This window comes from Kribbella sp. NPDC051587 (assembly GCF_044453945.1).
GTDB lineage: Bacteria > Actinomycetota > Actinomycetes > Propionibacteriales > Kribbellaceae > Kribbella.
Genome location: NZ_JBITDE010000007.1, coordinates 13,846 through 32,622, shown reverse-complemented (window position 1 = coordinate 32,622; position 18,777 = coordinate 13,846). Strand labels below are relative to the sequence as shown.

18 protein-coding genes are annotated in these 18,777 nt (G+C 67.6%); 6 read left to right on the top strand and 12 right to left on the bottom strand.

Annotated elements, in window-relative coordinates; genetic code table 11:
- The first annotated feature begins 18 nt into the window (after positions 1 to 18).
- On the top strand, positions 19 to 417 hold the full coding sequence (locus ACIA49_RS24395) for a VOC family protein (RefSeq protein WP_396379623.1): 399 nt from the start codon (positions 19 to 21) through the stop codon (positions 415 to 417).
- Between the two features lie 46 nt (positions 418 to 463).
- Here ACIA49_RS24395 and ACIA49_RS24390 read toward each other — a convergent pair whose 3' ends face one another.
- From ACIA49_RS24390 to ACIA49_RS24380, 3 genes are all read right to left on the bottom strand, one after another.
- On the bottom strand, positions 464 to 2,704 hold the full coding sequence (locus ACIA49_RS24390; protein WP_396379622.1) for a discoidin domain-containing protein: 2,241 nt from the start codon (positions 2,702 to 2,704) through the stop codon (positions 464 to 466).
- Between the two features lie 146 nt (positions 2,705 to 2,850).
- Positions 2,851 to 3,867: a LacI family DNA-binding transcriptional regulator gene (locus tag ACIA49_RS24385; protein WP_396379621.1), complete on the bottom strand. Its 1,017-nt coding sequence runs from the start codon at positions 3,865 to 3,867 to the stop codon at positions 2,851 to 2,853.
- Between the two features lie 100 nt (positions 3,868 to 3,967).
- Positions 3,968 to 6,130, bottom strand: coding sequence for a discoidin domain-containing protein (locus ACIA49_RS24380; RefSeq protein ID WP_396379620.1), 2,163 nt, complete (start codon positions 6,128 to 6,130; stop codon positions 3,968 to 3,970).
- 291 nt (positions 6,131 to 6,421) lie between these two features.
- Here ACIA49_RS24380 and ACIA49_RS24375 point away from each other — a divergent pair, with 291 nt between their 5' ends.
- Complete coding sequence (locus ACIA49_RS24375; protein ID WP_396379619.1) at positions 6,422 to 7,354, top strand: DUF1996 domain-containing protein; 933 nt, start codon at positions 6,422 to 6,424, stop codon at positions 7,352 to 7,354.
- A 58-nt stretch (positions 7,355 to 7,412) separates the two neighbouring features.
- Here ACIA49_RS24375 and ACIA49_RS24370 read toward each other — a convergent pair whose 3' ends face one another.
- The 5 genes from ACIA49_RS24370 to ACIA49_RS24350 all read right to left on the bottom strand — a co-directional run bounded on the left by ACIA49_RS24370 (position 7,413) and on the right by ACIA49_RS24350 (position 11,915).
- Positions 7,413 to 8,147 (bottom strand): SDR family NAD(P)-dependent oxidoreductase, encoded by a 735-nt coding sequence (locus tag ACIA49_RS24370; RefSeq protein WP_396379618.1) that lies wholly within the window; start codon positions 8,145 to 8,147, stop codon positions 7,413 to 7,415.
- A gap of 2 nt (positions 8,148 to 8,149) precedes the next feature.
- A complete protein-coding gene (locus tag ACIA49_RS24365) occupies positions 8,150 to 9,406 on the bottom strand; it encodes a class I SAM-dependent methyltransferase (RefSeq protein ID WP_396379617.1) in 1,257 nt (418 codons plus the stop codon).
- A complete protein-coding gene (locus tag ACIA49_RS24360) occupies positions 9,406 to 10,092 on the bottom strand; it encodes a DUF1365 domain-containing protein (protein WP_396379616.1) in 687 nt (228 codons plus the stop codon). Before ACIA49_RS24360 ends, ACIA49_RS24365 begins: the two co-directional genes overlap by 1 nt.
- A 50-nt stretch (positions 10,093 to 10,142) precedes the next feature.
- A complete protein-coding gene (locus tag ACIA49_RS24355; protein ID WP_396379615.1) occupies positions 10,143 to 11,411 on the bottom strand; it encodes an NAD(P)/FAD-dependent oxidoreductase in 1,269 nt (422 codons plus the stop codon).
- A 69-nt stretch (positions 11,412 to 11,480) separates the two neighbouring features.
- Positions 11,481 to 11,915 (bottom strand): SRPBCC family protein, encoded by a 435-nt coding sequence (locus ACIA49_RS24350; RefSeq protein ID WP_396379614.1) that lies wholly within the window; start codon positions 11,913 to 11,915, stop codon positions 11,481 to 11,483.
- Between the two features lie 160 nt (positions 11,916 to 12,075).
- On the opposite strand from ACIA49_RS24350, the gene ACIA49_RS24345 reads away from it, so the two are divergent.
- From ACIA49_RS24345 to ACIA49_RS24335, 3 genes are all read left to right on the top strand, one after another.
- Complete coding sequence (locus ACIA49_RS24345) at positions 12,076 to 12,219, top strand: hypothetical protein (RefSeq protein ID WP_396379613.1); 144 nt, start codon at positions 12,076 to 12,078, stop codon at positions 12,217 to 12,219.
- A gap of 70 nt (positions 12,220 to 12,289) precedes the next feature.
- The gene (locus ACIA49_RS24340) at positions 12,290 to 13,315 is read left to right on the top strand and encodes a dipeptidase (RefSeq protein ID WP_396379612.1); all 1,026 of its coding nucleotides are present in this window, start codon (positions 12,290 to 12,292) and stop codon (positions 13,313 to 13,315) included.
- Between the two features lie 56 nt (positions 13,316 to 13,371).
- Positions 13,372 to 14,178, top strand: a complete 807-nt coding sequence (locus ACIA49_RS24335; protein WP_396379611.1) for a class I SAM-dependent methyltransferase — start codon at positions 13,372 to 13,374, stop codon at positions 14,176 to 14,178.
- Between the two features lie 349 nt (positions 14,179 to 14,527).
- On the opposite strand, the gene ACIA49_RS24330 is transcribed toward ACIA49_RS24335, so the two are convergent.
- From ACIA49_RS24330 to ACIA49_RS24315, 4 genes are read right to left on the bottom strand one after another with little or no spacing between them, the layout of a single operon-like run.
- On the bottom strand, positions 14,528 to 15,217 hold the full coding sequence (locus tag ACIA49_RS24330) for an NADPH-dependent F420 reductase (RefSeq protein WP_396379610.1): 690 nt from the start codon (positions 15,215 to 15,217) through the stop codon (positions 14,528 to 14,530).
- Entirely contained in the window at positions 15,214 to 16,269 is a 1,056-nt protein-coding gene (locus ACIA49_RS24325; RefSeq protein WP_396379609.1) for an LLM class flavin-dependent oxidoreductase, read from the bottom strand. The genes ACIA49_RS24330 and ACIA49_RS24325 overlap by 4 nt, the downstream gene beginning before the upstream one ends.
- 56 nt (positions 16,270 to 16,325) lie before the next feature.
- Positions 16,326 to 16,955: a nitroreductase family protein gene (locus tag ACIA49_RS24320; protein WP_396379608.1), complete on the bottom strand. Its 630-nt coding sequence runs from the start codon at positions 16,953 to 16,955 to the stop codon at positions 16,326 to 16,328.
- Between the two features lie 43 nt (positions 16,956 to 16,998).
- Positions 16,999 to 18,240 carry an MFS transporter gene (locus tag ACIA49_RS24315; protein ID WP_396379607.1) on the bottom strand — a complete coding sequence of 414 codons (1,242 nt, stop codon included), beginning with the start codon at positions 18,238 to 18,240 and terminating at the stop codon, positions 16,999 to 17,001.
- 152 nt (positions 18,241 to 18,392) lie between these two features.
- Between ACIA49_RS24315 and ACIA49_RS24310 the strand changes: the two genes are divergently transcribed.
- Positions 18,393 to 18,776 carry a cysteine/serine endopeptidase inhibitor gene (locus ACIA49_RS24310; RefSeq protein ID WP_391545393.1) on the top strand — a complete coding sequence of 128 codons (384 nt, stop codon included), beginning with the start codon at positions 18,393 to 18,395 and terminating at the stop codon, positions 18,774 to 18,776.
- Position 18,777 lies beyond the last annotated feature (1 nt).

The window sequence follows — 18,777 nt, the reverse complement described above, 5'->3', positions numbered from 1 at the left end:
GATTACAGACTCGAAGTGGTGACTCTGCCGGTTACCGACGTCGATAAGGCACTGGCCTTCTACACTGCGCTGGGCTTCGGCCTAGACGTCGACTACCACCCACGCGACGGCTTCCGCGTCGTACAGGTGACACCGCCGGGCTCGACTTGCTCGATCCAGTTCGGCGAAGGCCTCACCGACGCCAGTCCAGGCTCGACCCGCGCCAACTACCTGGTCGTCGACGACCTGCAGCTCACCCACGACGACCTGACCGCCCGCGGGCTCCCGGTCGGTCCCATCCAGCACAAGACGCCGGCTGACACCTGGGCCGGCGACTTCGCTCCCGGTCTGGACCCGGAGCGCCGCAACTACGCCAGCATGGCCACCCTCATCGACCCGGACGGCAACACCTGGATGCTGCAGGAGATCCACCGGTGACAGGCGAGTACGGCGCCGGGACAACGCCGTACTCGCCTGTGTCACCTCAGGGGTAGCTAGGTAGGTAGCGCTGCTGGGTGGCGGCGTTGGCCGTGCCGCCGGTGTTGTTGATGACGTTGGAGATCGTGCCGACGCCGCCGAGCGACACCGAGACCAGGTCGTGGAAGCGCACTCCCGCTGTGTCCGGGACCTCGAACGAGCGCGACGCCACGATGGAGTTGTTCGGGCTGAAGAAGCAGTAGCTGCCCACTCCCCAGGCCTCGTGGGTTGTCACACTGTTCGCGACCTTGTACGCCGCCCAGCCCTGAGTACCGCCGCCACTCGACCACGACGCCTGGTCGGGAACGTCGTACGGCATCTCGTTCTGGTAGAAGTACGTGCGACCGCCGTTGCCGTTCCACAGCGTCTCGTACTGCTGGTAGTGCTCGACGAACAGCCCGTACATGGTCACGTTGTTGCCGTTGACAACGAGTCCGTTCGCGGCGGTGTTGACGTTCCAGCCGACCCCGTCGCCGTGGTCACCACGCCACAGCCAGAGGTGGTCGCCGATCACGTCACTGCTGTTCACCTGCAGGCTGACACTCGCCTTGCCGATGTGCGCACCGCCGACACGGAAGAACACATCGTGGAGCGAGGTCGGGTTCGCCGCGTGGCTCGCGGTCGAGCCGGCCGGACCGATCTCGACCAGGGACGGCGAGTTGTTCGGACCCGCGTCGATGAGCATCCCGGCCAGCTTGACGCCGTCCACGTCGGCGACGCTGATCGCCGCCTTACCCGTGTCCGGAATCAGCGTGGCCAGACCGAGCCCCAGTACGACGGTGTTGGGCCGGGTGACCCGGATCGTGTCGTTGAGGTGGTAGACGCCGGGAGTGATCAGCAGGTGCTTGCCCGCAGCAAGGGCCGCGTTGATCGTGTCGGCGGAGTCACCCGGCTTGACGATGGAGAAATCGGCCAGGCTGATCGACGATCCGGCGGCCGGTCCCTGCGACCAGCTGGTGCCGGCCGAGTTGTTGCGGATCGCCGGGACGAACACGTTGTAGTTGCCAGCGGCATCGAAGTAGAGGAACGGCTTCTCCCGGACCTTCGGGGTCTGACCGACCACCGTGTGCGCCGGGTCCGGGAAGTGCTGCGGCGGGGCGCCGTTCGTCCCGACGAAGACCATGTTCCAGACCGAACCGGCCCAGCTCCCGAACTCCGAGTTCCGCGAGAACCACTGCTGCTGCGAGCCCGAGACGACGCGACCGTCGATCTTGCTGTCCGCGAACAGCCCGCCGCTCGCCCAGCCGTCACCGCCGTTCCACAGCTGAACCTCCGGCGCACCCTTCAGGTGCATCCGCCGGTACGGCGCTGCCTGGGACACCGCCCAGCGCTCGATCTGACCGGCCGGTGTGGTGACCGAGAGGTTCTCGGCCGACCGCCAGAAGTTCTGGGTCGCGTTGCCCTTGTTGTTCGGGTTGTCACCCTGCTGCAGCCAGTCGGCCTCGACCCGGACATGCCCGTTGAGGTTGACGTCGTCAGGTGACATCCCGAGGCCGGCCACCTGGGTGTAGAAACCGAGGTTCACGTCGGCCGTGTAGGTGCCCGGCTTCCACAGCACGGCGTACCGCTGGGTGCCGAACTGGTTGGTGTGCATCTCGGTGGCGATCTGGTTCAGCTTGTTCTGCATGTCCGGCTGCGAACTGCCCGGTCCGTAGACGAAGACGTTCGGCCCGAAGTCGGGATTGCGCGGATCGGTCGGCGGGATCACCGGACCGGTGCCGTCACTCGTCCGCACTGCCACCTCCCACAGTGAGTAGCCGTAGCCGGTAGCGCGCTGAGTGCCGGTGATCCGTAGGTAGCGCCCGCTGCCAGTGACATCGAGCGTCTGCGCACCTCCGGTCCCGGTCGTGGTCGAGTAGATCTGGGACCAGGCAGTGGCGTTGTCGGAGACCTCGATCCGGAAGGCTTTCCCGTACGCCGTCTCCCAGGTCAGCGCGACCTGGCAGATGCTGAGCTTCGATCCGAGGTCGATCTGCAACCACTGCGGATCCGAGAAAGCGCTCCCCCAGCGCGTTCCCGGGTTCCCGTCGACCGCGGCCGAGGCCGGTACGCCGGCGTTCTCGGTCGATGACGCGGTCGCGGGCCGGTTCAGGGCGGCGTTCGCCGTACCGCAGGCGGCCAGCCGGTCTTGTTGCTGTGACCCGGCCACGGCGTCACCAGCGCCGAGACCGGCCGCCACCAGGGCGAGGGCAGTAAGGCTCTGAAGAACGATCAGACAACGCGCACGCAGGCGCGACGACACATCCATGGCGACACCAATCAGAAGGGCGGAAAAGGTCCGAGAGAGCGCTCTCTCAGAGAGTGGCCGCGCGCCGGTTCGCTGTCAAGGGAACGTTCCCCCAGCGTGGTTCCGGAACTTCCAGCGGCCACCGGGCGCGGCTGGAGGGGCTCGGGCTAGGCCGACTCGCGACGGATCAGCTCGGGCTGGAAGACGACCGAGGCGGGCGGCACGCCCGGGGCCGCGATCCGCTCGAGCAGCATGGCGGTCATGGTGGCGGCCATCTCCTCGACCGGCTGCGAGATCGTGGTCAGCCGCGGCCGCGACATCCGGCTCGGCTCGCTGTCGTCGAAGCCGATCAGCGCGACCTCACCCGGTACGTCGCGACCGCGGTCGCGCAACGCCCGCAGCGCACCGACCGCCATCAGATCGTTGGCGGCGAAGACCCCGTCGACCCCGGGCATCGCGGTCAGCAGCTCGATCATCGCCTGTTCACCGCTGTCGGCGGTGAAGTTGCCATGGGCAACCTGTACGTACGGGACGCCGTGCCGCTCCATCGCGCGCTGGAACCCGGCGAGCCGGCTGTTCGCGGCGGGCAGGTCGGCAGGACCAGCGATCGTGGCGACCTGCCGGCAGCCTCGCTCGGCCAGGTGGGCGGCCGCCAGGGCAGCGCCGGCCTCGTGATCCAGGTCGACAAAGCTGATCGGCACCGGGTCGGAAGGACGGGCAAAGAGGACGGCCGGAACTCCGGCATCGACGAACAGGCGCGGCAGGGGGTCACCCGGATGGGTCGAGACCAGGATGGCCCCCTCGGCGTTCCCGCGCCGGACGAAGTCGAGTGCCTCCTGCCGGGCCTCATCCGAGTCGGCCAGCAGCAGGGTCGGGTGCATCGCCCGCTCGCGCAGGTAGGTGACGACACCGCCCGTGATCCGCCCGAAGAACGGATCCCCGAAGGCCTCGGCGGCCGAACCGTCCGAGCCGGACATGACCAGCGCCACGATCCCGGTCCGCCGGTTGACGAGCGTCCTGGCCGCGGCATTCGGGACGTACCCGGTGGCGGCGATCGCGTCGAGCACGCGCCGTTGGATCTCCTTGTCCACCGTGGCTTTGCGGTTCACCACCCGCGACACGGTGGCACGCGAAACGTCTGCAGCCTTGGCTACGTCTTCCAAGGTCACGGTCCGTCGGCTCATGGCATCGGATGGTATCCGGGACACGCGATTTCCCCCTCAAAGTTATCCACAGGGTACGGCGGCCCCAGGTGGTAGGCCGCCGTACCGGGCTGTGGGGATATCAGCGTTTGTAGATCCCGAACTCGTAGAGCGAATACCCGTACGCCGATCCACGCGCGGTACCGGTCAGCCGGACATAGCGCCCGGTCCCACCGTTGGTGATGTCGTCGACGTCACCGTTGCCGGCGCTGGTGTTGTAGAGCGCTCTCCAGGCGTTCCCGTCGTCGGAGACCTCGATCCGGTACTCCCGGGCAAACGCTCCCTCCCAGATCAGCTGGATCCGGTCGAACGACTGCACCGAACCGAGATCGACCTGCACCCACTGCGGATCCGACCAGTCGCTGGCCCAGCGGGTCGCGTTGTTCCCGTCCGTCACGTTCGACGGCGGGTACGGCGCTCCGTTCCCGGTCTGCTGGTACGACGACGCTGTCGCCGGCTTGCCGCGGGCGACGTTCGTGCCGTCGACCGGCGGAGCCACCACCCGGAAGGATCGCGTCTCGATGCTGACGTTCCCCTTGCCGTCCCGGACGTAGTCGTACAGCTTCCAGACGCCGAGCCGCTGCGGCACCGTCACCGTGAATGGACCGTTCCCACTCGACGGCGTGGTGACCAGAGCCCCGCTGCCGTCGATGTACTTCCCGCCCACCTTGAACTCGTGAGAGAGCGCATCCCCGTTGGGATCAGTCACCGCGACGTTGACCGAGATCGTGCCGCCGGCCGGTACGTCGGTGGTCCGGCTCAGCGTCATGTTCGTGATCACCGGCGGTGTGTTGCCACCACCCGGACCGCCGAACGCCTGCCGGATCGCGTACCAGGCAAGGCTTTTCTCGTTGCCCGGCGTGATGTTGAACCAGACCGCGCCGAAGTCGTTCTCGCTGCCGTAGTGGAACAGCGTCGCCCCAAGCGCAACCCCGGTGTGGCCGATGATGCAGTTCCAGGCCTGGGTGTACCCGTCCCGCTTCTGCAGATCGGTCGGCTGGTTCGGTACGCCGTTCGCGTCGTTCGGCACCTCCCACTCACCGGCCGGTCCACCCTCGGTCAGGATGTACGGCTTGGTGTAGCCGCCGTTGATCCAGTCCTGCTTGACCTGGCAGACGTGGCCGTAGGAGTTCACCGCCATCAGATCGAGGTCCGGCGAGTACTGCTTGTAGTACGGCCAGGCGCCCGTCCAGGCATCGGTCGAGGTGACCGGGTGGTTCGGGTCGATCGCGTGGATCGCCTTGGCCGCGTCGTTGACGAAGGTCGCGTAGGCGATCCGCTGGTTCTCGAGCTCGGTGCCGGAGTAGCAGTTCTGCAGGCCGAGGACCGATTCGTTGCCGACGTTCCAGATCAGCACGCCCGCGTTGTCCTTGTACTCCGTCGTCCAGCGGCGGATCTCACCGAGCATCGTGGTCTTGTAGTTGGCGTCCGTCACGTAGTTCACGCAACCGCCGCTGCCGGGACCACCGCCAGGCTGAAGCCAGTAGCCGGCGACGACGCGCATGCCGTTCGCGGCTGCGGCGTCGAACAAGGCCTTCGAGGTTCCGTCGGTACCCCAGGTGCGGACCGTGTTGACGCCGATCGCCTTCAGTTCAGGCAGCCGTTGCGCGGCCTCGCTCGTCGGCGGGCCCCAGGTCAGACCCTTCACGACCCACGGGGTGTTGTTCACCAGCAGCTGCCAGTTGCCCTGGGTTCCGGCGATCCGGACGGTTCCGGATCCTTGCGGCGGCCCGCTGTCGCCCGGCGTACCGAAGATCTTGAACTCGAACAGGGAAACGCCGTACCCGTTGGCACGGGTCGTGGCGAAGATCCGGACGTAGCGGCCGCTGCCGCTCACGTTCAGCGTCTCGGTGCCGCCGTGGCCGGTGGTCGTGCTGTAGATCGGGTTCCACTGCTGGGCGTTGGCCGAGACCTCGATGCGGTAGCCGGTCGCGTACGCCGCCTCCCACTGGAGGACGACCTGCTCGACCGTCGCGGTCGCGCCGAGATCGACCTGCAGCCACTGGTTGTCGGCCCACGTGCTCGACCATCGGGTGTTGGCGTCCCCGTCGACGGCGGCGGACGGCGGCGTACCGGCTCCTTCGGAGGTCGACGCGGTCGCGGTCTTGCCTTGGGACAACAGGGTCGCGGCCTGCGCCGGGACTGTCGACACCACCAGGTTGCCGAGCGCCACCAGGGCCACCGCGACCAAGGCGGCGGTCGTACGGCGGCGTCGGCGGGCACGGAGAGCGGGCAAAAGATTCATCGGGCGGACTCCTTGTACGGGAGAGCTCCTTGACGGGAGAGAGGGTGAGAGAGCGCTCTCTCGCGGACCGATGGTTGCCCGCTCCCGGACGGCTTGTCAATGCCTCGGAACACCGGATTCACGCTCAGCGTGGTTCCGGAACTACGGAGGGTTGACAGCGTCGGAGGGCAGGACCATGGTGTTCCAGAGAGCGCTCTCCCGCGATCCGTCCGACCGCGGGCCACCCCGATCACCCTGCCGTCCCTGACCCGATCGCCGCCCCCGCGGAATCCCCCGAAACGGAGGAGCTCCGTGTTCTCTCGAAGGAAGAAAGTCGCCGCTGCCGGCGGCACCGCCCTAGGTGTCGTCGCGGCCGTCCTGACCGCCCTCGCCGGTTCGCCGGCCCAAGCCGACGACCTGGTCACGCACCACGAGTTCCAGGTCAACTGCACCGTCCACCACCGCGCGACCGACGACCCGATCGTGTTCCCGAACATGCCGGGCGCCTCCCACGAGCACAGCTTCGTGGGCAACACCACCACCAACGCCGCCACCACACTCAACAGCCTGAACGCGGCCGGGCCGTACTCGACCACCTGCCTGAACCCCGACGACCTGTCGGCGTACTGGTGGCCGACGATGTTCCGCGGCAACGACCCGATCATCCAGACCTGGGCCCAGACCATCTACTACAAGTCCGGCATCCTCGACTACACAAAGGTCCGGCCGTTCCCGCCGGGACTCCGGTACGTCGTCGGCAGCCCGACCGCGACCCTGGACGCGTTCCGCACGTCACCTGGTGCGGTCGAGGGCTGGGAGTGCGGTGACAGCTCGCACAACTGGGACTTCCCGGCCAACTGCCCGGCGGGCACCCAGCTGAACATCCGGTACCAGGCACCGAGCTGCTGGAACGGCCGCGACCTGGACAGTGCCGACCACAAGAGCCACATGGCCTACCCGGTCAACGGCGTCTGCCCGGCCTCGCACCCCAACCCGGTGCCGATGCTGGAGTTCAAGATCGCGTTCCCTGCCGACGGTGACGAGTCCGCCATCCGGCTGGCCAGTGGACGTGGCTACTCCTGGCACTACGACTTCTTCAACGCGTGGGACGTACCGACGCTGGCGGCCCTGGTGAGCCACTGCATCAACGGTGGCCTGCAGTGCAACTCGCGCGGCTTCGACCTCTACAAGCCCGACCGCGGTCAGGTCCTCGGCGACAACTACCGGTTGCCCGGACGCCCCTGACCTCCTGAACCTCCTGCGGTGCCGGGGACAGGGCAGGCCCCGGCGCCGCAGGACGGAACTACTTCTTCGGCCGGAACAACCGTGCCCACAGCCGATCGGGGACGAGCGGTGCCAGCTGCGCGAACACCTCCATCTGCCAGGGGAACACGATCCGCGCCTTCTGCTTTTCGATGCCGTCGGCAATCATTCTGGCGGCGACCGGTGCGGTCACCATGAACGGCATCGGGAACTGGTTGGTCTCGGTCATCTCGGTGTCGACGAACCCCGGGCAGACCGTCACCACGTCGATGCCCTTGGGCTGCAGGCCGACCCGCAGTGCCTCGAGCAGGTTGATCTGCGCCGCCTTGGTCGCGCCGTACGCCTCGGCTCCGGGCAGTCCCCGCAATCCCGCGACCGAGGAGATCCCCACGATGATCCCGGCGCCGGCTGCCTGCATCCGCGGGATGACCGCCTCCAGACAGTTCGCCATACCGGACAGGTTCACGTCCAGATGCTGCTGGAACGACTCGGCGTCGAACTCGGTCAGCTGCTTCCAATAGCCGGCACTCAGGACGACGATGTCCAGGCCGCCGAGCTCCTCCACCACCTGGTGGGCTGCCCGCCGTACCGCGGCAGCGTCGGTGATATCGACCGGTACGACGGCCATCCGATCGCCGGCGAGATCACGTAGAGCGCTCTCCCGGCGGGCCGACACGGCCACGTGCGCGCCGCGGGCATCCAGCACCCCGGCCAGCGCAGCACCGATCCCGGATGATGCACCGACGATCCAGACCCGGCGTCCGGTCAGCTCCATGGTCATCTCCTGGTGAGAGCGAATTGGGCAACGTTCAGGTACCCCGAGCGGAACCCTGCCTCGGAGTAGGCCAGGTAGAACTCCCACATCCGCCGGAACACCGCGTCGAAACCGAGCTCCGCGACGGCCGGGGTGTTCGCGGTGAAGCGCTCTCTCCAGAGTCGCAGCGTGCGCGCGTAGTCCGGTCCGAAGTCGCGCTGGCTGGTGATCTCGAGACCCGCCGAGCCGGCAACGGTACCGATCGCCTCGACCGACGGGATCAGGCCGCCCGGGAAGATGTATTCGTGGATCCAGCTCTGGCTGTGGCGGGTCGCGAGCAGGCGATCGTGCGCCATGGTGATCGACTGCAGCCCGAAGCGGCCGCCCGGTGCGAGCAACCGGTTGACGGTCTCGAAGTACGTCGGCCAGTACTCCTCACCCACGGCCTCGATCATCTCCACGCTGACGATCGCGTCGTACTGGCCCTGCACATCGCGGTAGTCGCACAGCTCTACCTCGGCGTGGACCCCGGCCTCGGAGATCCGCTTGCGGGCAAGGTCGCGCTGCTCGGCAGAGAGCGTTATCGAGTGCACCTCCGCACCACGCTGCGCGGCCTGGATCGCGAGCTGTCCCCAGCCGGTTCCGATCTCCAGCATTCGAGTGCCGGCCGTGACTCCCGCCAGGTCGAGGATGTTGTCGATCTTGCGGCGCTGCACCATCGCGAGCAGTTCGTGGTCGGACGGCGCTCGGTGGTGCTCGTCGACCGAGTCGAAGAGCCCCGCCGAGTAGGTCATCGTCGGATCGAGGAAGGTCGCGAACAGGTCGTTCGACAGGTCGTAGTGATGCGCGATGTTGGAGCGCGCACCGGCCCGGTCGTTGAGTCGGGCGATCGGCTGATCCACGAACCGCCGTAGCCGCTGCAACCCGCGCGGTACCAGCTCGGTGAGCTGGCGCGCGAAGACGGTCAGCAGGTCGGCCAGGTCGGTGCCGTCGCCGGCCCGCCACTCCCCCGCCATGTACGACTCGCCGAAGCCGAGCTTCAGATCTTTGCCGAGCCGGTCGAAGAACCGGTCCGAAACCACCTCGAACACCGGCTTCCCCGCAGTCACCGGGGAACCGCCCGGAAGCTGAACCGTGACCGGGAGCTGCCGGGTCGCGTGGTTGAAGACCTGGCGCGCCACGGCCGCGCGAAGGGGGTGGTGCGGTGTGCGAGCGATTCGAGGCCAGCGGGTGGAGTCGACGGTCGTAGCGACGCGGTCAGCGGCCTGTGAGGTGGACATCAGGCTCCTTGAGGTGGGAGATGCGGCGGACGGTGAATGACAGGGAGACGGCGTAGCCACAAGGCGATGCCGTGCAACCGGATCAGGAACGAGACCTGATACGTGACGAAGGGGGTGCGTGCGGCGACGGCCAGCACGGTACGGCGGGCCGCCGGGCGCGGGTTGCCGGTGAACGTGGCACTGAATGCCCGCGCGCTGTTCTGGCGCAGGTTGATCGCGACCGCGACCCGGTCGGGCGTCAGGTCGAGGACCACCTCGTACGTGCCGTCGACCGTGAAGAACGGCGACACGTAGAACGCTTTCTCAACCGTGAACCGGCCGTCCGCGGTCGGATGTGCCAGGTAGGGATGGCGTTCGCCGTACGTGTTGTGAACCTCGAGAACGACCCAACGCAGAGAGCCGTCCGGCGCGAAACACCAGTACACGCTGAGCGGATCGAAGACGTAGCCGAAGCAGCGCGCGTTGGCGAGCATCAGCACCTGGTCGCCGGGTTCCAGCACCTCGTCCTGCGCCGTGATGAACGCCGCGAGGTTCTCGCGCAGAGAGCGCTCTCCCCCGTTCAGGTGGTCAGCCGGCCGAAACGAGGCGAGCGGACGGAAGTCAGGCAGCTCGTCGATGTCGACCAACCACTGGTAGGTGCGGTACCGAAAGCGACGCCGTCGCGGCAACCGCCTCGTGTGCGCCACCCACCCGGGAACAATCGCGGGCAGTGCGATCTCAGAGCGCGAGAGAGCGCTCACCACGTGCCGCCGAACTTCTCTGCCGCCTCGACTCCGGAGCGACAACCGTCTTCGTGGAAACCCCACCCGAGGTGAGCACCGGCGAAGGACAGCCGCGACCCACCGGCCGACCGCAAGGCCTGCGCCGCGGCGACCGATTCGGGCGTGAAGATCGGATGGGCGTATGTCATCCGCGCGACCGTCGTCGCCGGGTCGACCCAGCCTTCCGGATTGAGCGTCACCAGGTACTGGTCGGCAGCATCGAGTCCCTGCAAACGGTTCATCCAGTAACTCACCAGCACCTGCGACTCGTCCGCGTGACAGTCGCGTAAGCGGTAGTTCCACGACGACCGGGCCCGCGCACTGTCCGGCAGCACCGAGGCATCGGTGTGCAACCAGGTCGGGTTCACCGAATAGTCGAAGGCATCGAGCAACGCCTTCTCGTCCGGCGTCGCATCGACGAGCAGGTCGTGCGCGGTGTCCGCGTGCGTCGCGAGCACCACGCGGTCGAACGAGAGAGCGCTATCTGGCATCACCACCTCGACCCCGTCGTCGTGCCGCAGCACCGCCCGCACCGGGGCCGACAGCCGGACGTCGCCGATCCGCTCGACGACACGATCGACGTACGTGCGCGAACCGCCGACGACCGTGCGCCACTGCGGGGAACCGCTGATGGCGAGCATCCCGTGGTGATCCAGGAACTGGAACAGGTACCGCGCCGGATACCGCTCGGCGTCAGCCGATCCACTCGACCAGACACACGACACCAGTGGGATCGCGAAATGCCGGACGAAGTACGCCGAGAACCGTTGCGCCGTGAGGAACTCACCCCACGTGATCCCGGTATCACCGGAACGCAGCACAGAGAGCGCTTCGGAGTGGAACCGTCGTACCTCACCCAGCATCCGCAGGAACCGCGGATCAGCGATCCGCCGCGGCTGGCTGAAGATCGACGCCGCGCCCCGCCCACCGGCGTACTCGAGTCCGCACCCGTCGCAGCGGATGCTCATCGACATCTCGGTCGGCCGCGTCTCGACCCCGAGCTCGTCGAAGAGCCGGAGCAACTGCGGATAGGTCCGCTCGTTGTGCACGATGAACCCGGAGTCCACCCGATGCTCCTGCCCCAGACTGTCGGTCAGGGCATGGGTGTGTGCATGACCGCCCGCACGGTCGTCGGCCTCGAAGACCGTCACGCGGTAGGTCTGTCGTAGTAGATAGGCAGCCGTCAGACCGGCAACCCCAGAACCGATCACAGCAACGGCAGGACGATCGTCTCTTGTGGACACCTAGCTCCTCGACGCAGACAGTGCTTGTCCTCTGTCTTCGGAGCCACCCGCCCCTGCGGATGCTTCGGATCAGAGATTTCCCAGAACCTCGCGCAGCCGGACCGCCGCATCGTCGCCGAGCTTCGCGAACTGCCGTCCCATGAACGGCACCACCAGCCGTGCCACCCCGTGGAACTCGAACTCGGCCACATATGTGAGCTCGGTCTCACCCGCCGTCACCGACCGCAGTGTGATCGTGTCGCGCGCAGTGACTGTCTTGTTCTCGCCACGGAAACGCAACCGCTCCGGCGCCGTCAGCTCGTCGACGGTATAGACCAGCGACGTCTCCCGGCCGCCGAACCGCGAGACATTGCGGTACGTCGTCCCCACGCCTCCGCCGCCCTCCAGGCGCGTCGTACGTACTGTGCCGGGGTCCCACTCGTTGGTGTTCTCGAAGTCCGAGAGATACCCGAACACGGCCTCCGCAGGCCGTTCGACCGTCATCACCCGCTGAATCGTCACCATGACCGCTCCTCACCGACCGGCCGCGTCGGCAGGTCTCACCGGGGCCCGGTACCCGGCCCCGAACCCTGCGCCCGGGGTCCCGGTTGCCGACCGCAACAAAACTGTGCGAAACGTTCGGGCCCTTCCCAACGATAGGGAGACTGGGAGGGGGTGATCCGGTATGTGCGAAGTGACGCGCCGGTTGTTGGCACTGCTACGTCTGTTGGAGACAGACCGCACGCGACCCACGGTCGCGGAGGACGACGTACTGCTGGACGCCACGTTCGGCCGGACCTCGGCCGAGTTCCCGATGGACCGCTACTAGCGGACCACGCGTCACGGTGGGTGACTGCACGACATCTGCCGGACCAGGGCCGGATTACTAGACTCGCGTCATGCCTCTGCACCAGGACGCCGTGGTCGTGGACTGCCACAACGACCTCATCCTGCTGGTCGACCACTTCGATCAGCGCAACCAGCCCGGCCACTTCAAGGACTTCTGGCTCCCCGAGCTGCGGGCCGGAGGTGTCGACGTACAGATCCTGCCGATCTGCCTCGAACCGGCCTTCCAGTCCGAGGGTGGTCTGCGGCGCACCCTGTTGCTCGTCGAGCGCATCCATCGCCTGGCCACCGAACACAGTGACGACGTGGCGGTCTGCCTGACCGGAGCCGAGATCGACACGGCCGTCGCCGCCGGCAAGATCGCGCTCGTCATCGCACTCGAGGGAGCGCACGGGATCGGCCAGGACGTCGCGCTCGTTCGCACGCTCCACCGGGTGGGCGTCCGGGTGATCTCGATGGCTCATTTCGGGCGCACGTTCCTCGCCGACGGCAGTGGTCTCGACACGACCTCACGAAGCCGGCTCACCCCGGAAGGCATCGAGGCACTACGGGAGATGGAGGAGCTGGGCATCGTCTTCGACATCAGCCACCTCGGTCTCGGTGGGGTCGACGACGTCCTCGAACTCGCCACCAGGCCGTTCCTCGCGACCCACTCGGCCTGCCTCGGCATCACCGACAGCCACCGCAACCTCGGCGACGACCACATCCGGCGGATCGCCCAGCTCGGCGGCGTCATCGGCGTGGCCGGGGCGATCCCGTTCTTCATCGACGCCCAGCACCCCACGGCCGACCGGGTCGTCGATCACATCGAGCGCATCGTCGAGGTCGCGGGCATCGACCACGTCGGCCTCGGTCCCGACTTCGTCGACGACTACTACCAGCAGGTGTACGGCGGCTGGATCCTGCCGCCCGGCTTCGCGGCCACCACCGCCCACGCCGAGATCGCCCGCCCATCGGACCTGCCGAAGATCACCGAGGCCCTGGTACGACGCGGATTCGCCGAACCCGACATCCGCAAGATCCTCGGCGAGAACGTGCTGCGCGTGCTCCGGGAAGTGATGGTGCCCGACCACGCCTGATGGCTGCGCAGCCGTCGACCCCAGACCGTTCTCCCCGTTCTCGCGAAGGGCTGATCGTGGACCGTCACCGCGTCGAGCTGGGCGCTGTCCAGGAGACCCTGCTGATCCCGCTCTACGGGCGGGCGGTCGAGAGCCGTAAGAAGCGACCGATCCTCAGCGATCCCAAGGCCGTCGAGATCGTCGACTCGGTCGACTACGACTTCGGCAAGTTCGGCGGCAGCCGGAGCCTCGGCGGCGCGGTGGTGCGCGGGATGATCTTCGACCACTGGGTCGCCGACTTCCTCAGCGACCATCCGCACGGCACCGTGGTCGAGCTCGGCGCCGGCCTCAACACCCGGTTCGACCGGCTCGACAACGGCCGCTGCCACTGGATCGACCTCGACCTGCCGGACTCGATGGAACTGCGCCGGCAGTTCTTCGAGCCGACGGCCCGCAATCAGATGGTCGCCGGCTCGGTTCTCGAGACCGACTGGTTCGAGGTCGTCCGGCAGCATCCCGCGCCGTACTTCTTCGTGGCGGAAGCGGTGCTGATGTACCTCGAAGAGAGCGCTGTCCGGGATGCTCTCGAGCAGCTCGGCGCCGAGTTCTCCGGAGCGCGGATCGCCTTCGACACCGCCGGCCAGTCGTTGCATGACGCCCAGACGGTCGCACTCAAGAACCTGCGAGCTCGCTTCGCCTGGATCGCCGACGACCCACGCAAACTCGAGCCTTGGGGTCTCCGCCTCCTCGACTCCCGCACCGTCGCCCACCCCCAGCGAGCAGTCCGGGCCAAACTCCCCGTCCCCCTCCGCCTCCTACTCCCCCTGGTCGCCCGCAACAACCGCGCCAAGTCCTACCGGATGAACCTCTTCAAACTCATCTAACAGTCAGTCCTGCATCGACCGATCACCCCGGCAACGCTGAGTCCGCAACCGCGCCGTGGGGGACAACCGGGCAGTCGACTGTGACCACCGGGTCGCCGTACATCGATTACCCACGACGCAGTCGCCACACTCGCGCGGCAGCCGCAGGCAGGGCACGTCGAGCGAAGCCAGTGTGGCGATGAGACAGGCAGCGGAGTGAAGCGGACCGCCATCACCCATCAACTCCTCTGAGCGGGACGGGTTCACGCTCAGCGCGAAGCTTTTGGCTGGCTGGTGAGGGGGTTGGTGGGTGGTGCAGGTCCGCTGCGGCTTCAGCGGGCACCTGCATCGGCAGGAGTCCGCCGGGACCTTAGCTGGCCGGTTGGGTGCGGGCTGAGCGGACCGCGAGACCGCGGGGCGACTCCGGGAAGCGGTCGAGCATCTCCTGGAGTTCGGTTGCGGTGACGTTGGCGCCGAAGGCTTCGGTGCCCGGTTCGAGCCGTACGCCGTCGGCCAGCGAACCGGCGATCACCGGGTCGAAGCCGAAGTCGTCGACGAGACCAGCCACCTCGGCCACCTCCAGCGGCGGACCGGCGACCGCGATCGCCTTCCGATCGGGCGAGCCAGCGGGCAGGGCGCCGTCCTCCAGGTCGTGATAGCCCATGTGATTAAAGGCTTTCACGACCCGCGACTCGGGCAGGAACTCCTGGACGAGCTCGGACGACGAGGTCCGCGGATCGGTGAGGTCGTCGCGGATGCCGTCGACCTCCCACCAGTAGTTCATCGCGTCGATCACGAGCTTGCCGCGCAACGCGTCGACCGGAATCGTCCGGTACTTGCCCAGCGGCAGCGCCAGGATCACCACGTCCGCCCGCGCCGCCGCATCGGCCGCGGTCGTCGCGACCGCGCCGGGCGTGACGACCTCCACGATCAGCGCGATCTTCGAGACCGCACCGGACCCGGCGATCAGGACCGGGTACCCGGCCGCGATCGCCCGCCGGGCCAGCACCGTCCCCACCTTGCCGGCACCCAGGATGGCAATGGTTGGACGATCGCTCATGACTGTTCCGCGAGGATCTCGCGCACCATCGGAATCACCTTGCTGCCATAGAGTTCCACCGCCCGCAGCCGATCGGCACCGGGCACCGAGCCGGACGAGTAGATCAGGTCGAACCGGCCGACGCCGAGCTTCTGGATCGCCCCCGCGATCCGGCGTGCGACGGTGTCCGGCGAACCGACGTACAGGGAACCGTGGGCGACCTCGGCGTCGAACTCGGACCGCTTCACCGGCGGCCAGCCGCGCAGCGCGCCGATCCGGTCCCGCATCACCTTGTAGCGCGGGTAGTAGATCTCCTTCGCCGCCTCGTCGGTGTCCGCGATGAAGCCCGGCGAGTGCATGCCGACCGGCTGCGCGACCGTGCCGAACTGCTCCGAGGCCCGCTTGTACAGATCCAGGTACGACGCGAAGCGCTCCGGCGAACCGCCGATGATCGCCAGCATCAACGGCAACCCGTAGAACGCCGTCCGGACGACGGACTGCGGTGAGCCTCCGACGCCGACCCAGGTCTTCAACCGGCCGGACTCGGTCTTGGGGTAGACGTCAGCGTTGTCCAGGGACGCGCGGACCGTGCCTTCCCAGGTCACCGGCTTCTCCTCGAGGAGCCGCGCGAACAGCTGCAGCTTCTCCTCGAACAGCACCTCATAGTCGGCCAGGTCGTACCCGAAGAGCGGGAAGGACTCGGTGAACGAGCCGCGCCCGAGGATGACCTCGGCGCGGCCGTTCGACAGCGCGTCGACGGTCGAGAACCGCTGGAAGACGCGGACCGGGTCGTCCGAGCTGAGTACGGTCACGCCCGAGCCCAGCTTGATCCGCGACGTCTGTCCGGCGATCCCGGCGAGCACCGTCTCCGGTGAGGAGATCGAGTACTCCGGCCGGTGGTGCTCGCCGAGCGCGATCGCGTCCACGCCCAGCTCGTCGGCCAGCACGGCCTCCTGCACCACCTGCCGGATCGCCGCCGCATCCGACACCAGCTCGCCGTTCGGACCCTCCGGCACATCCCCGAACGTGTCGAGGCCGAACTCCAACGCACTCATCTTCTCGCTCCTGTCCACGCCAACAAGTCTAGGTTGACATGTCAACACACAAGCGAGAGGGGTCTATTCCGAGGTCACCACTTGTCGTAGTGGACGATCGGATCCAGGTCCTTGCGGGAGCCGGGCTTGAAGTCGGTACCGATCGTGTGCGCGACCGGGATCAGCACGCCCTGCCGGATGTCAGCCGGTACGCCGAGCAGCTCCGCGACCTCCTGCTCGTACTTCAGGTGCAGCGTCGTCCACGTGGTCCCGAGCCCACGGGCCCGCGCGGCGAGCATGAAGTTCCAGGCGGCCGGCAGGATCGAGCCCCACAAGCCGGCCTGGTTCCCCTCCGGCAACGTCGGCGCGGTGATGCACGCGATCACGAAGACCGGCACCTTCCCGAGGTTGTCCCCCAGATACGCCGAGCTGTCGATGACCCGCTTGCGAACCGGGTCGGTCTCCGGCCCGCGCGCGGCCTCGTTGGCCGCGAAGTAGGCGTGCAGTGCGGTGCGGTAGTACTCGGCGATCTTGGCGCGCTTGTCCGGGTCGGTCACGACCAGCCAGTGCCAGCCCTGGCCGTTCCCGCCGGAGGGGGCCTGGGTCGCGATCTCGATGCACTCACGGATCAGTTCGGGCTCGACGGGCCGCTCCAGGTCCAGGCGCTTGCGAACAGCGCGGGTCGTGGTGAGCAGCTCGTCCGGGTTCAGGTCAAGGGTGTACACGCATGTCAGTGTTTCACCCACCAGGACCACCCCGCGACTCGTCTCATGTCGCAACTCCCACCCCCGGTACGGCGGCGGCCCGCGCCGCCGGATGTCGTCGTACGACGACCGGTACGAACGCGCCCGCGGTCCCGAAGATGGCCGCCGTGAGCAACCACCCAGGCCAGCCCCAGCTGACCGCGATCGTGGTCAGCACGAGCGGCGCCACCAGGTCGCCCAGTTGATGACCCATCGCGTACGCGCCTTGGTACTGCCCCTGCGCCCCAGGCGGCGCGAGCTCGAAACTGACGCCCCACCCACCGGCCGACTGCAGCATCTCCCCCAGCACATGGACGATCGCCACGACGATCAACAACGCAATCGTCACCGGCCCCGATGTCACGTCGGTGATCGCCAGCACCGCGCACGCGGCCGCGAGCAGTAGCCCAGCACGACGACCGGCTCGCGCAGCACCGGTCAGCTGTTCCGTCCCGCGCGCGGTGCGCAGCTGCAGCAGCACCACGGCGATCGCATTGATCACCAGCAACACCGAGATCATCCACCGCGGCGCATCGGTCGCCGTCACGATCCACAACGGGATCGCCAGCTGCGCCATCGAATGATGCAGGTTCAAAATCCCGTCCAGTACGACGAACACGAGGAACGGTCGATCCTTCAGCGCAGTCAGTCCCGACGGCCCGGCCGCCGCCGCTACCCCGGCGACCACCGGCAGGCCGAACTGGATCACCCCGGCCGTCAGGACGTAGGTGACCGCGTTGGCGAGCAGCGCGCCGACGTACAGGCTGGGTTTGTCGAGCGCGAGAACGATCCCGGCGAGCGCCAGGCCGACGCCCATCCCGATGTTCGTGGTCACTCGCATGACCGCTCGGGTCCGCACCCGCTGATCGGCCTCCGCCAGTCCGGCGATCAACGCACCCTTCGCGCCACGCTGTCCCGAGTCCGCGATCGCGGTCACTCCTGCGACGGCGACGTACGCGCCGAACGAGTGCACCTGGGTCAGGGCGCTCATCGTGATCGCCTGCAGGAGAAGGAATCCGACGTACGCGCGGTTAGGTCCGAGCCGGTCGGCGACCACGCCCAGCGGCGTACTGGCGACGAGCCCGACAACTCCCGCGATCGTCAGGCCGATCCCGACCTGGGCGACCGACAATCCCACGACCCGGGTCAGATACATCGCGCCGATCGCGGCGTACACACCGTTGCCCAGCGTGTTGACGAGGGTCGCGATGATCAACCGGCGCACGGCCGGCGAGAACGAGGTGGTCACCCCCTGACCCAACCTCATCGCCGCACCGATCGCCCGCCGACTGCGGGATCCCGGCAATCCAAACCTGCGGGGTGAACCACAGGGTTCGGGCATGACTCTTGCCGCGCCGCACCGGCTCCCGATCAACTGAACCCGCAACGTTCCCTCTACGCCCCGAGAGGTCATCACCCATGAAGAACAAGGTCGCGAAGCTCTTCGGTGCCGCAGTCGCAGTCGGCGCCCTCAGCCTGGGTACCAGCACCGCCTTCGCCGTCAACGGACAGGCAAGCTGGTACAACGATGCCGGGTACGGCGCCTGCGGTACCCAGATCAACGCCAACTCCGACTGGCTCGTCGCCGCCCCGGCCGCGCTGTGGACGACGGCCAACCCGAACAACGACCCGCTCTGCCAGCGGTCGATCCGGGTCAACTACAACGGCAACGTCATCACCGTGCCGATCCGCGACAAGTGCCCGTCCTGCCCGAGCAACAAGATCGACCTGAGCCGGCCCGCGTTCGCCAGCCTGGCCAACACCGACGTCGGCATCATCAACATCAGCTGGGAAATCGTCTAGG

Bases quoted from the DNA above. Each gene is read 5' to 3' on its own strand.
- ACIA49_RS24390 (WP_396379622.1), bottom strand. From the start codon at position 2,704: ATGGATGTGTCGTCGCGCCTGCGTGCGCGTTGTCTGATCGTTCTTCAG.
- ACIA49_RS24385 (WP_396379621.1), bottom strand. From the start codon at position 3,867: ATGAGCCGACGGACCGTGACCTTGGAAGACGTAGCCAAGGCTGCAGAC.
- ACIA49_RS24380 (WP_396379620.1), bottom strand. From the start codon at position 6,130: ATGAATCTTTTGCCCGCTCTCCGTGCCCGCCGACGCCGCCGTACGACC.
- ACIA49_RS24370 (WP_396379618.1), bottom strand. From the start codon at position 8,147: ATGGAGCTGACCGGACGCCGGGTCTGGATCGTCGGTGCATCATCCGGG.
- ACIA49_RS24365 (WP_396379617.1), bottom strand. From the start codon at position 9,406: ATGTCCACCTCACAGGCCGCTGACCGCGTCGCTACGACCGTCGACTCC.
- ACIA49_RS24350 (WP_396379614.1), bottom strand. From the start codon at position 11,915: ATGGTGACGATTCAGCGGGTGATGACGGTCGAACGGCCTGCGGAGGCC.
- ACIA49_RS24345 (WP_396379613.1), top strand. From the start codon at position 12,076: ATGTGCGAAGTGACGCGCCGGTTGTTGGCACTGCTACGTCTGTTGGAG.
- ACIA49_RS24340 (WP_396379612.1), top strand. From the start codon at position 12,290: ATGCCTCTGCACCAGGACGCCGTGGTCGTGGACTGCCACAACGACCTC.
- ACIA49_RS24330 (WP_396379610.1), bottom strand. From the start codon at position 15,217: ATGAGCGATCGTCCAACCATTGCCATCCTGGGTGCCGGCAAGGTGGGG.
- ACIA49_RS24315 (WP_396379607.1), bottom strand. From the start codon at position 18,240: ATGAGGTTGGGTCAGGGGGTGACCACCTCGTTCTCGCCGGCCGTGCGC.
- ACIA49_RS24310 (WP_391545393.1), top strand. From the start codon at position 18,393: ATGAAGAACAAGGTCGCGAAGCTCTTCGGTGCCGCAGTCGCAGTCGGC.